The following is a 12,061-nucleotide window of genomic DNA, read 5'->3' on the forward strand; positions in this document are numbered from 1 at the left end:
GTTCCGGTGCGCCTCTAATCTGTCACTACGCGTGACCCGCGTCGGCGACGTCACCGGACCGAGTACTTCGGAGGACCCTTGCCGCAGATCACGAACACCGCCGCTGCCGTCCAGGTCGCTCGCGCGCTCGAGGACGAGATCGTCTCGGAGGGCTGGAGCGCCGGGCACTTCGTCGGGCGCCGTCAGGAGCTGATGGCGCGCTTCGGGGTCGCTCCGGCGACGTTGAGCGAGGCGATTCAGCTGCTGCGCGCCCGCGGCATCGTCGATGCCAAGCCGGGGCCGGGCGGCGGGATCTTCGTCGCGACGCGTTCGCCGTTCACGCACCTGAGCGATCAGCTGCTCCAGCTGCGCGAGGGTAAGGCGACCGTGGAGAACTGCCTGCGCGTGCTGGACGCGCTCGACGGTTCGGTGCTGCACGACGCCGTCGAGAACGCGAGCGACGAGGACATCGCTGATATCTCAGCGTGCGCCGACACGTTGAAGGCCGCCTGGGATTCCGCCGAGGCGCCGACGGCGATCTGGGCGCTGCACGCGCGGATCGCGCAGGTGTCGCCGAACGAGCTTTTGCGCAGCCTGTATACGAATCTCGTCGACTACATCATCGCCGCGAAGCTCGAGGGCGTCACCGCGCCGACCACGAAGGAGCGGTTGCGGACGCACCTCGACTTCGCCGAGGCGGTCATGAAGCGCGACCACGAGCTGGCGGAGTCGGCGATTTCGCGACACCGCCGGCCTGCCGTGGCAGCTCGGCCTTCCTGAGATCTTGATCCGGGCGAACTTGATGGATGTACACGCGCTCAGAATTATGTATATTCATTACAGTTAATCGTCCGGCTTGAGGAGGATGCATGCTGCTGGAGCTCCGCAGTGTGGTCGACCGCGTGCTCGCCGCCCCCGATCGCTCGTCCCGCGGTGCGCAGCCGCCGATCCGCTTGTCCCAGAACGAAATGCCGTGGGCGCCCGCGGACGTCATCGTCGCCGCGATGACCGAGGCGGCCCGGAATGCCCACCGCTACCCCGATTACCACCGTGCCGCGGCACGCGCCGCGGTCGCTGAGGCGATGGGTCTGGACGCGGGGCGCATCGCGATCGACAACGGGTCCGGCACGCTGCTGCACGCGCTCGCCCGCCTGGTCTGCGAACCCGGCGTGCACGGCGTGCGCCCGGCACCGTCCTTCGAGGCGTACGCGGCGGCGCTCTCGCTCGCCGGCGCGGAGTCCACAGAGGTCGGTCTCGACGCGAACGGCGCGATGGATCTCGACGCGATGCTCGCCGCGGTCGGCCCGGAAACCCGCATTGTCTACCTCTGCAATCCCAACAACCCGACGGGCGGGCTGCGCGGGGTCGAGGATATCCGCGACTTCCTGAAAAGCGTCCCGTCGCGCGTGCTGGTTGTTGTCGACGAGGCGTACCGCGAGTTCGTGTCCGCCGAACCAGTGGACGCGACTGTCGGATTGCTCGACGAGTTCGAGAATCTCGTGCTGCTGCGGACACTGTCCAAAGCACACGGTTTGGCGGGCATCCGCGTCGGCTATGCCGCTGCCGCACCGCGGATCGCGGAGGCGCTGCGCCGCACGTCTGTCGGGTTCGCGCTCAACAGCGTGGCCGAGGCGGCGGTCATCGCGGCGTTGAGCGCGGAAGGATTGGCTGTGGCGAAGGAAAGAACCGCCGTCATCGTCTCCGAACGCGCCCGGGTCGAGGCCGCGCTGACCGCGGCGAACGTCGCCTTCGTGCCGAGCCAGGCGAATTTCCTTTTCCTGCCGGGAAACGCGGCCGACCTGCTGTCCCGTTTGGAGGCTCGCGGCGTGCTCGCGCGGCCGTTCCCGAAGGCGGGCGGGGCGCGCGTGACGATCGGGCTGCCCGAGGAAAACGACGCGGTGCTCGCCGCCCTGATCTGATCAGCGGTTTCCTCCGACACCGTGTCGGAGGAAACCGGAAGGACTTCGGAGAGCCGCTCGATGAGCCGCCGCACCCGAGTTCTTACGCTAACCGGCAGGACGGACGGAGCGGTTCGTCCCCGCGGCGGGCAACCGGCCGCTCGCAGGAAGGAACGACTGCAGTGACGGAGCGCCTTTTCGAGCACGACCGGCGAGCGTCGATGCGCCGCTCGGTGACCGGCGGTGTGCTCAAAGCAACCCTGCTCGCCGGGCTCACGCTGATTTTCGTCTATCCGGTCGCGATGATCGTGCTCGGCGCCTTCCGCGACGGGCTGCCCTCGGACAACATGCCGTTCACCATGGGCGGCCTGCTCGCCGCGTTCGAAGCCCCGGAAACGTGGCACACGCTGTGGAACTCGATCGTGCTGGTCGTCGTGTGCGGCACCATCTCGGTGGCCGGCGGCGGGCTGTTCGCCTGGATCGCGGCCAACACGAACGTGCCCGGCCGCAAGCTGCTCACGCCGATCATGGTGATCAACCTGTTCGTCCCGCCGCTGTTTCACACCCTCGGCTGGATCATGCTCGGCAACGCGCAGAACGGCCTGCTCAACCAGTTCGGCCGGGAACTCGGCACGCACGGTCCGCTGATCAACATCCAGGGCTGGGGCGGGCTGATCCTGCTGACGTCGCTCGGCTACATGCCTTTCGCGTACCTGCTGCTGCTCGGCGCGTTCAAGAACCGGGACCAGTCGCTCGACGAGGCCGCGGCGATCAGCGGCGCGGGCACGGTGCGCACGTTCTTCACCATCACGATCCCGTCGGTCGGCCCGGCGATCACCGGCGCGGCCCTGCTGATCGCGGTGCTGGTGTTCCAGTCGTTCGACGGACCGCAGCTGATCGGCCGCCAGGCTGGCATCTACGTCTTCTCGACGCAGATATATCACTACGTCCGGGATGAGGCGCCAGCCGAGTACACCAAGGCGTTCGCGCTGTCGCTCGTGCTGATCCTGCTGGTGCTGCTGTTGTTCCTGGCGCAGCGCTGGATGCTGCGCGGCCGCAGCTTCACCACGCTCACCGGCAAGACGTCGCGGCGCGATCCGCAGGAGCTGGGCCCGATCCGCTGGGTGCTGTCCGCGCTGATCGTCGTGGTGGTGCTGCTGAACTTCCTGCTGCCGCTGTTCGCGATGGTGCTCGGCAGCCTGCAGCCGATCTTCGGGGTGATGAGCACCGGGCTGACCCTGGACAACTACGTCACGATGCTCACCGACCCGCAGTTCAGCTCGAGCCTCGCGCTCACCGCGTGGCTCGCGGTCATCGGCGGCTTCGGCTCGATCTCGATCGCGCTGCTCACGACGTACGTCACCGCGCGGCGCCGGGGATTCCTGCGCAGCTACACCTCGTTCGCCGTCTGGATTCCGTGGGCGCTGCCCGGCGTCGTGCTCGGCCTCGCCTACATGTTCGCCGTGCTTTACCTCCCGGCGTTCCGCGGGCTCTACGGTTCGGCGTTCCTGATGACGCTCGTGCTGGTCGTCGCCACGATCCCGGTGTCCAGCCGGATCGCCGAGGGCGCGCTCGCCCAGCTGTCGCCCGAACTGGAGGAGGCCGGCCGGATGTCCGGCGCGAGCGCGGGCCGGGTGCTGGTGACCATCGTGCTGCGCCTGGTCATCCCGAGCTTCCTGGCCGGCTGGTTCCTCTCCGCGCTGTTCATCTCGGGCAACCTCGCCGTGCCGATGCTGCTGGCTCCGCCCGGGCTGGAACCCGTTTCGCTGACCGCCTTCCAGCAGTTCCTCACCGGCGAGATGTCCCGCGGCGCGGCGTTGTTCATGATCATCCTGCTCGCCGCGTTCGCCGTCCTCGCGCTCGCCGCGGTGTCCGTCAAGCTCGGCGGCCGGATCCTCGGCCGCCGCACCGACCAGTTGTCCGGCTCGTTCTCCCGCATCACCCACTGACCCGAGAGGAAGAACAATGAAGTTCTCCCGCACGAAACTGCGCGCGCCAGCGCTGGTGCTCACCGCCGGGCTGCTCGTCTCGCTCACCGCCTGCGCGTCGGCGGGCGCGACCAAGTCGAGCACCCCGGTCGAGGTCCCCGGTGCGTCCGCGGCGGCCAACAAATACATGAACGAGCTGTACGACAAGGCGTTCGCGGCCAACCACACCCAGCTCGTGCTGTACGGGCCCGGGGTGACCGCGAACCAGGCGATGAACGACGTGTTCACCAAGCGCTTCCCCGGGATCAAGCTGCTCCCGCAGGACCAGGCGGACGCGCAGATCCTCACCAAGCTCGACACCGAGGCGCAGAGCGGGAACCGGATCGCGGACATCTACGTCGGCGGCGAATCCCCGCAGGCGGCGGCGAAACCGAACATCTGCACCACCGCGGACGTGCGCACCGCCGACCCCGGGTTCAAGATCCCGACCGACAACGACGGGCGGCTCACCTATTTCGCCTTGCGCTACTTCGGTTTCGTCTACAACACCGATCAGGTGCAGAAGCAGGACGCGCCGAAGAACTGGCACGACCTGCTCGACCCGAAGTGGAAGGGCAAGATCGCGGTCGGCGACATGACCGTGCCCGGCGGCATCCGGTACATCCTCGAATCGCTGATGCTGCCGGAGAACGAGAAGAAGTGGGGCCGCTCCTACCTGGAGAAGCTCGCCGCGCAGGACCTGCAGATATCTCAATCCGAGCCGATGGTGCCCACAGACGTCGCCAGCGGCCGGTTCCCGGTCGGCATCGCCGTGTACCAGGGCTACTTCGAGGCGCAGAAGAAGAAGGGCGCGCCGATCGACATGGTGTTCCCGCTGGAGGACGGCGGAAACTACATGGCGCGCTCGGCACTGTGCCTGATCAAGAACGCACCGCACGCCGAGGCCGCGCAGCTCTACGTCAACTGGCTGTACTCGCCGGAAGGCCAGAAAGCCTTGGCGGAGAAGGACAATTCCTACGGCCGCACGCCGACCGCGCCCGGCCCGCCGGGACTGCCGTCGCTCGACAAGCTGCCGCGGCTGCCGTTCTCGAACCCCGACCCCGCGTTCAACAAGCCGTACTTCGACTTCATCACCCAGGCGTTCAAGAAGTAGCACCTCGCCTCCCGGCCGAAGAGAAAGCGCAGGTCACGATGACCGAGGTCCAGGTATCCGGACTCACCAAGAAGTACGGCGCGAAGGCGGCGCTGCACGAACTGGATCTGACGATCGAGTCGGGGCAGTTCGTGACGCTGCTCGGCCCCTCGGGCTGCGGCAAGACCACGACGTTGCGCTGCCTGGCCGGGCTGGAACGGCCGACCTCGGGCCGGATCGTCATGGGCGACCGGGTCGTGGTCGACACCGCGCGGCGCACGTTCGTGCCCGCGGACAAACGCCAGGTCGGCATGGTGTTCCAGAGCTATGCGCTGTGGCCGCACCTGAGCGTCACGGACAACGTCGCGTACCCGCTGAAGGTCGCGCGGATGCCCGGCCGGGAGCGTGCGCAACGGGTACAGGAAATGCTGGACGCGGTCGGTCTGTCCGACCTCGGGAAGCGTTCGGTCACCGCTCTGTCGGGCGGCCAGCAGCAGCGCGTGGCCCTTGCCCGTGCGCTGGCCGCCCGGCCGGGGATCATCTTCTACGACGAGCCGCTGTCCAATTTGGACAGCAAACTGCGGTACCAGATGGGCCAGCAGGTGCGCTCGCTGCACAACCGGTTCGAGACGACGTCGGTCTACGTGACGCACGACCAGGAGGAAGCGATCACGCTGTCCGACCGGATCATCGTGATGAGCGAGGGCGTCATCGTCCAGTCCGGTACGCCGAGCGACCTGTACGACCGCCCGAATTCCGCGTATGTCGCGGATTTCATGGGCTTCCAGAACATCCTGCCCGGGACGGTCACCGGCGTGCACGGGAAGACCGCCGACGTGCGGGTCGACGACACTTCGCTGGTCTTCTCCGGGATCGCGACCGGCGAGGTTTCGATCGGGGACCGGGCCGACATCGCGTTCCGCGCGGCGCATGCCCGGCTGTCTCCGCAGGGTTCCGGGCCCGGTGCGTTCGGCGGAACTGTCGAGCGCACCACCTACCTCGGCAGTGCCGTCAACCTCCTCGTCCGCGCGGACGGGCTTCCCATGCGCGTGCGCACCGAAACGGCCGAACTGTCCGCGGAATCGGTCCCGACCGCTGGCGAGGAACACACTTTCGCGGTCAGCCCCGACCGCGCCGTCGTCATCCCGCACGAGAACGCGGTCCCCGCCGACGACGATTACCTGACCACGATGACCGATGCCGCCGTCGCGCCCCGCTGACGCCGGACGAAGGGAAGAATCCGTGCCCGATTTCTCCAGTCCTCGTTCCGACGGGCCGCGGATCCGGGAACTCGCCGAGATCGGCGGGCGCACCGACACCCGCGACGTCCTCGCCCACGCGACCAAACAGGCCGAGCGGGAATACGACGACTACTTCATCGTCGATATCGACGCGCACGTCTCGGAAGACCATTTCTGGGGCGAGGTGCTGGAACTCATCGACAACGACGTGTGGCGCCAGATCGGCATGGACCAGTTCGGCAAGTTCGCGGGCAACAACGCGCTGCTGAACATTCAGCCGGGAATGTCGCACCAGAGTGTCGGCGGGCGGATCGGGCATCAGGGCCGCAAGGAGCCGCTTGACGGGGTGTCCGGGCATCCGTTCGTCGCCGCCGCCCGGCGCGGAATGGACGCGATGGGGCTGGACTACCAGGTGGTGTTCCCCAGCGCGATGTTGTTGCTGGGCATGCATCCGCAGGACGAGATCGAGGTGGTGCTCGGACGGGCGTTCAACCGGTGGCTGACCGAAGTCGTTCTGCCGCAGGACGATCGGCTCAAGGGGATGTTGTATCTGCCGTACAACACGCCGGAGGTCTGCGAGGAACTGGTCGAGAAGTATGCCGGTGATGACGGGATCATCGGGTACACGGTGTGCTCTACGCGCAACAATCCGGTGCATTCGGATGTTTACACGCGGTTGTACAAGCTTATCGAGGACAGCGGGAAGCCGCTCGCGTTCCACTCCGGGTATCACTGGGGGGATCCGTCGTTCGCTCAGCTGAACCGGTTCCTGTCGATGCATGCGTTGTCGTTCACGCATTACAACCAGATTCATGTGACCAACTGGATCATCAACGCGATGCCGGAGCGGTTTCCGCGGCTGAAGATGGTGTGGGTGGAGAGCGGGCTGGCTTGGATTCCGTTCCTCATGCAGCGGCTCGATCACGAGGTGCTGATGCGGCCCAGTGAGGCTCCTGGGCTGACTCGGTTGCCCAGTGAGTACATGAAGGAGATGTGGTATACGAGTCAGCCGATGGAGCGTACCAGCATGGAATTGTTGGAGGCGGGGATGAAGGCGTTCAACGCGGAAACTCAGTTGTTGTATTCTTCGGACTGGCCGCATTGGGATTGGGACGCGCCCTCTACGATTACGCGGTTGCCGTTTTTGTCTGAGCAGGCTAAGCGGAATATTCTGGGGTTGAATGCCGCTCGGGTGTTCAATCTTCCTACTGATCGGCGGAAGCCTGCTGCGAAGAGCGTGCTTCATGAGCGGCCTGGGGTTTCGTGATGACATCTGAACTTGCTTCGCTGGTATCTCGGCTGGGCTCGCTGACATCTGAGATCGCCTCGAGCGGCCAGGCCGCGGCGGTCGCCGATGAAGAGATCGCTGAGTTGTTGTACGCGGCGGCTCGGTTGTTCTCTGCCAAGACGGATCGGGTGGGGAAGATTTCCTGGCCGGTTCGTGAGGACGCGTTGACGGCTACCGAGACCGTGGTTTTGGTTACTGCGTTGCTGGATGCCGCGGATGTGAATCTTTTCGATATGGCGATCTGGTATCGGAGGGCCGAATGAGCTCGGTGCGGCGGGACGTTGTTGTTGCTGGGTTGGCGGATCTTCAGGTTCGGGGGCGGGTCGTGGTGGACGTCGACGGTCTGGAGGTGGGGGTTTACTTTCATGCTGGGGAGGTGCGGGCTTGGCATAATGTGTGTCCGCATCAGGGCGGGCCGGTTTGCCAGGGGAAGATGATGCCGCGGACTGTTCAGCCGGTTCGGGAGGATCGGAAGAGTGCGGGGCCTGCGTTTCATCCGGCTGATCGGAATATTGTTTGTCCTTGGCATGGGTTTGAGTTCGACGTTCTTACCGGGCGGCATCCGGCGGATGGTTCGGTGCGGTTGAGGGCGGTTCCGGTTCGGGTGGTGGGGGATGAGGTTGTGGTTCGTATTTGATGTCTGCTTGGTGGGCGGCTCGTCGCCTGGCGGCGACATTGCGCCCGCCGGGTGAGGCTTGGCACCCCGATTTTTTAGTGTGACTACGGCGCGGGGGTGCTTGTCAAGGCGGGAAAGATGCCTTGACAAGCACCCCCGCGCCGTGTTTTTGGCTTCGTATCGGGGGTGGGGGAGGTGTGGGTGCCTTGCTTTGGGTGCATCGGCTGCGGGGGGGGTGAGGGGGCGTGAGGGGGGCCTGAGGGAATCTGGGGTCGTGAGGGTGCCCCTCACGCGCGTGCGTGCGTTAGATCGTAGTGGGGTCTACGTCCACTGCGGCGAAAAGGGTTCGCGCGCAAAGGTCTCGTAGCTCTTCGGTGCTGATCTTCGGTTCGTCCAGCCAGTCCAGGATTAGTGTTGCCACGAAAGAAAGCCATCCCCGCACTGCGAGTTGTGTCGTGGGGGTTACTGGGCGCAGCTGGCTCACGGCGGACAGGATGCGGTCCGCGTTCGCTGCCATTCCTGCTTCGCAGATTTCCCGGATTTCGCGGTCCGCGTCGCCTGCGCTGCGGTGCACGATGCGGTAGCCGTCGGGGTGGGTGCGGGCGAATTCCAGGTATACCTCCAGCCCGGCGCGCAGTTGTTCGGCTACCGGCAGTGCTGGGTCGGGTTCGCTCATGGCCAGGAGCTGGTCTCGCTGGCCGCGCACGATTGCGGCGAAGAAGTCCTTTTTGGTGGGGAAGTAGTGGTACAGCAAACCGCGGGAGACGCCCGCGATTTCGGCTACCTCTTCGATCCACACCTCGTCGTACGGGCGGCCCGCGAACAGGCCTGCTCCGATGGTCAGCAGCTGTTCGCGGCGCTGTTCGGTGCTCAGGCGCGTCCGCATCTCCCCAGCTTACTTGACACCGGTTCAGTAGCGGGGGATGGTGACCCTATTGGATGTGGGTTCAGTAGGGAGCGAAACTGTGGACACCACCGCGATTCCGCATCGGCCGGGCCGGTTGCCGGTGCTCGGGGACCTGCTCGGGACCAATGTGCGCACGCCGTTGCAGAGCACCATGCGGGCCGGTGCGGGGCTCGGGCCGATTTTCACCCGGAAGTTCTTCGGTCTCGAGATCGTGTTCGCCTGCGGAATCGACCTGGTCACCGAGCTGAACGACGAGACAAGGTTCGGCAAGCACGTCGGGCTTGGCGTCGAACGGTTGCGCGGGGTCGTCGGCGACGGGCTGTTCACCGCGCACACGCGCGAGCCCAACTGGCGGCTGGCGCACGACATCCTGCAGCCCGCGTTCTCCGCCGAGGCGATGCGCCGCTACCACGCGATGATGCTCGACGTCGCCCGCGAGCTGACCGCGGCGTGGGACCGCGCGGACGGTCCGGTCGACGTCGCTGCCGACATGACGCGGCTGACGCTCGAGACGATCGGGCTCGCTGGGTTCGGCTACCGGTTCGGGTCGTTCGAGCGGGCCGAACCGCATCCGTTCGTCACCGCGATGATCCGTGCGTTGCGGTTCGCGCAGCTGGACAACGTCAAGCTTCCGTTCGTCCGGCGGGCGCTGGCCGGGTCGGCCGCGCAGAACCAGGCTGACATCGCGACCATGACGAACCTGGTCGACGAGGTCATCGAGAGCCGCCGCAGGGAAGGCGGCGAAGCGCGTGACCTGCTCGGTCTGATGCTCACCGACGGGCACCCGATGACCGGGGAGCGGCTCGACCCGGTGAACATTCGCAACCAGGCCATCACTTTCGTCGTCGCGGGGCACGAGACGACGTCGGGCGCGCTGTCGTTCGCGCTCTACTACCTGACGCGTCATCCGGAACTGCTGGCGAAGGCGCGCGCTGAAGTCGACGCGGTGTGGGGTGGTCGCGAACCGGCCTTCGGGGACGTCGCGAAGCTTCGGTACGTCCGCCGCGTGCTCGACGAGGCGATGCGGCTGTGGCCGACCGCGCCCGGTTATACCCGGGAAGCCCGCGAAGACCTGGTGCTGGGCGGAAAATACCCGATGCGCAAGGGCGATTCAGTCATCGTGCCGCTTCCGATGCTCCACCGCGATCCGGCTGTGTGGGGGCCGGATCCGGAGAAGTTCGATCCGGACCGCTTCGAGCCGGCGGCGGTGCGGAAGCGTCCGGCTCAGGCGTACAAACCGTTCGGCACCGGGGAACGCGCGTGCATCGGCCGCCAGTTCGCGCTGCACGAAGCGGTGCTGGCGCTGGGGGTCATGCTGCAGCGCTACGACTTCGAGGCAGACCCGGCGTACGAGCTGAAGATCGTGGAATCGCTGACGCTGAAGCCGAGCGGATTCACCCTCCGGCCGCGGATCCGGGAACGGGCAGCCGGGCTGACCTCAGCTGCTGCCCGCTAGTTCCCCGGACAGGGTTTCGTGCATCGCCGCGCTGTGTTTGTTCAGTCCGACGATCTCGACGGTTTTCCCGCGGGCCTCGTACTTCGTCGTGATGGCGTCGAGCGCGGCCACGGTCGAGGCGTCCCAGATGTGCGCGGCCGATAGGTCGACGACCACGCGTTCCGGGTCGTCGGCGTAGTCGAACTGGTAGACCAAGTCGTTGCTGGACGCGAAGAACAGCGCCCCGGTCACGGAGTACCGGACGCTGCCGGGCTCGCGCACCGCGGTCACCTCGACCAGGTGCGCGACCCGGCGCGCGAAGATCACCATCGCGGTGATCGACCCGACCACGACCCCGATCGCGAGGTTGCTGGTCGCCGCCACGATGCCCACGGTCACCGCCATCACCGCGACCTCGCCGACCGGCATCCGCTTCAGCGTCTTGGGCGCGATCGAATGCCAGTCGAAGGTGCCGAACGCGACCAGCACCATCACCGCGACCAGCGCGGCCATCGGGATCCTTGACACGACCGGCCCGAACACCAGGCACAGCACCATCAGGAACGCCCCGGCGAGGAACGTCGACAGCCGCGTCCGGCTGCCCGCGACCTTGACGTTGATCATGGTCTGGCCGATCATCGCGCAGCCGCCCATGCCGCCGAAAATCCCGGTGACGACGTTGGCGACGCCCTGCCCGACCGCTTCCCGCGTCTTGTTCGAATGCGAGTCCGTGATGTCGTCGACCAGTTTGGCGGTCATCAGCGATTCCATCAGCCCGACCAGGGCGAACGCCAGCGCGTACGGCGCGATCAGGCCGAGCGTGCCGAAGGTGAACGGCACGTCCGGGATCCCCGGCACCGGCAGCGCCGAGGGCAGCGCGCCCTTGTCGCCGACGGTCGGCACCGCGATTCCGGCCGCGATCGTCAGCGCGGTGAGCACCGCGATCGACACCAGCGGCGCGGGCACGGCCTTGGTGAGCCGCGGGAAGAACACCATGAGCGCGAGACCGCCGGCGAACAGCGGATACACCGGCCACGGCACGTCGATCAGCTCCGGCACCTGCGCCAGGAAGATGAGGATCGCCAGCGCGTTCACGAAGCCGACCATCACGCTGCGCGGCACGAACCGCATCAGCCGCGCGACGCCGAGCGAGCCGAGCACGATCTGGAACAGGCCGCCCAGCACCACCGTCGCGACGAGGTAGCCGAACCCGTGTTCCCTCGCCAGCGGCGCGACCACCAGGGCGATCGCCCCGGTCGCCGCGGAGATCATCGCCGGACGGCCGCCGACGAACGAGATCACCACCGCCATGGTGAACGACGCGCACAGGCCCACGCGCGGGTCGACCCCGGCGATCACCGAGAACGAGATCGCCTCCGGGATCAGCGCGAGCGCGACGACCAGCCCGCCGAGGATTTCGGTGCGCGCGACCCGCGGCGACAGCCATGCCGGACGTCGAATGGACACAGTGGACAGTGACGAGGGCACGGTGGATTACCTGTCGGTTTCGGGGGCGGGCAGAAAGAGCCGTTTCCGACGGTAGCGGACCGATCGGACAGCGCCGCCGTCTCCCGCCTTCAGGTGAGTTGTGGGTCACCTGACTTCCCGGCCGCGGGAGACCGCGCTACGATCAGGGC

The 12,061-nt window shown here is 66.7% G+C and carries 11 protein-coding genes; 9 read left to right on the forward strand and 2 right to left on the reverse strand.

Features of this window, described 5'->3' with window-relative positions:
- Nucleotides 1-78 precede the first annotated feature (78 nt).
- From EIZ45_RS12075 to EIZ45_RS12110, 8 genes are all read left to right on the forward strand, one after another.
- Nucleotides 79-759, forward strand: a complete 681-nt coding sequence (locus tag EIZ45_RS12075; protein ID WP_037817913.1) for a FadR/GntR family transcriptional regulator — start codon at nt 79-81, stop codon at nt 757-759.
- A gap of 89 nt (nt 760-848) precedes the next feature.
- Nucleotides 849-1,898 (forward strand): histidinol-phosphate transaminase, encoded by a 1,050-nt coding sequence (locus EIZ45_RS12080; RefSeq protein ID WP_134664803.1) that lies wholly within the window; start codon nt 849-851, stop codon nt 1,896-1,898.
- 161 nt (nt 1,899-2,059) lie between these two features.
- On the forward strand, nt 2,060-3,826 hold the full coding sequence (locus EIZ45_RS12085) for an iron ABC transporter permease (RefSeq protein WP_037817915.1): 1,767 nt from the start codon (nt 2,060-2,062) through the stop codon (nt 3,824-3,826).
- Between the two features lie 16 nt (nt 3,827-3,842).
- Nucleotides 3,843-4,958 carry an ABC transporter substrate-binding protein gene (locus EIZ45_RS12090; RefSeq protein WP_134664801.1) on the forward strand — a complete coding sequence of 372 codons (1,116 nt, stop codon included), beginning with the start codon at nt 3,843-3,845 and terminating at the stop codon, nt 4,956-4,958.
- A gap of 38 nt (nt 4,959-4,996) precedes the next feature.
- Complete coding sequence (locus tag EIZ45_RS12095) at nt 4,997-6,157, forward strand: ABC transporter ATP-binding protein (RefSeq protein WP_134664799.1); 1,161 nt, start codon at nt 4,997-4,999, stop codon at nt 6,155-6,157.
- A 22-nt stretch (nt 6,158-6,179) separates the two neighbouring features.
- Nucleotides 6,180-7,445: an amidohydrolase family protein gene (locus EIZ45_RS12100; RefSeq protein ID WP_043836458.1), complete on the forward strand. Its 1,266-nt coding sequence runs from the start codon at nt 6,180-6,182 to the stop codon at nt 7,443-7,445.
- Nucleotides 7,445-7,729: a hypothetical protein gene (locus EIZ45_RS12105; RefSeq protein WP_167756421.1), complete on the forward strand. Its 285-nt coding sequence runs from the start codon at nt 7,445-7,447 to the stop codon at nt 7,727-7,729. Before EIZ45_RS12100 ends, EIZ45_RS12105 begins: the two co-directional genes overlap by 1 nt.
- Nucleotides 7,726-8,103: a Rieske (2Fe-2S) protein gene (locus EIZ45_RS12110; protein WP_078870676.1), complete on the forward strand. Its 378-nt coding sequence runs from the start codon at nt 7,726-7,728 to the stop codon at nt 8,101-8,103. Before EIZ45_RS12105 ends, EIZ45_RS12110 begins: the two co-directional genes overlap by 4 nt.
- 283 nt (nt 8,104-8,386) lie before the next feature.
- Here EIZ45_RS12110 and EIZ45_RS12115 read toward each other — a convergent pair whose 3' ends face one another.
- Nucleotides 8,387-8,968 (reverse strand): TetR/AcrR family transcriptional regulator, encoded by a 582-nt coding sequence (locus tag EIZ45_RS12115; protein ID WP_037817921.1) that lies wholly within the window; start codon nt 8,966-8,968, stop codon nt 8,387-8,389.
- Nucleotides 8,969-9,047: 79 nt separating this feature from the next.
- On the opposite strand from EIZ45_RS12115, the gene EIZ45_RS12120 reads away from it, so the two are divergent.
- A complete protein-coding gene (locus EIZ45_RS12120; protein WP_205670030.1) occupies nt 9,048-10,445 on the forward strand; it encodes a cytochrome P450 in 1,398 nt (465 codons plus the stop codon).
- Here the strand turns inward: EIZ45_RS12120 and EIZ45_RS12125 are convergent.
- Nucleotides 10,428-11,891 carry a SulP family inorganic anion transporter gene (locus tag EIZ45_RS12125; protein ID WP_370318137.1) on the reverse strand — a complete coding sequence of 488 codons (1,464 nt, stop codon included), beginning with the start codon at nt 11,889-11,891 and terminating at the stop codon, nt 10,428-10,430. The two genes, EIZ45_RS12120 and EIZ45_RS12125, sit on opposite strands and share 18 nt — an antisense overlap.
- Nucleotides 11,892-12,061: the final 170 nt, after the last annotated feature.

It is taken from the genome of Amycolatopsis sp. CFH S0740, assembly GCF_004522315.1.
In the GTDB taxonomy this organism is placed as follows: Bacteria; Actinomycetota; Actinomycetes; order Mycobacteriales; family Pseudonocardiaceae; genus Amycolatopsis; species Amycolatopsis nivea.

Coding starts and splice junctions, on each gene's coding strand:
- EIZ45_RS12080 (WP_134664803.1), top strand. CDS start 849: ATGCTGCTGGAGCTCCGCAGTGTGGTCGACCGCGTGCTCGCCGCCCCC.
- EIZ45_RS12090 (WP_134664801.1), top strand. CDS start 3,843: ATGAAGTTCTCCCGCACGAAACTGCGCGCGCCAGCGCTGGTGCTCACC.
- EIZ45_RS12095 (WP_134664799.1), top strand. CDS start 4,997: ATGACCGAGGTCCAGGTATCCGGACTCACCAAGAAGTACGGCGCGAAG.
- EIZ45_RS12105 (WP_167756421.1), top strand. CDS start 7,445: ATGACATCTGAACTTGCTTCGCTGGTATCTCGGCTGGGCTCGCTGACA.
- EIZ45_RS12110 (WP_078870676.1), top strand. CDS start 7,726: ATGAGCTCGGTGCGGCGGGACGTTGTTGTTGCTGGGTTGGCGGATCTT.
- EIZ45_RS12115 (WP_037817921.1), bottom strand. CDS start 8,968: ATGCGGACGCGCCTGAGCACCGAACAGCGCCGCGAACAGCTGCTGACC.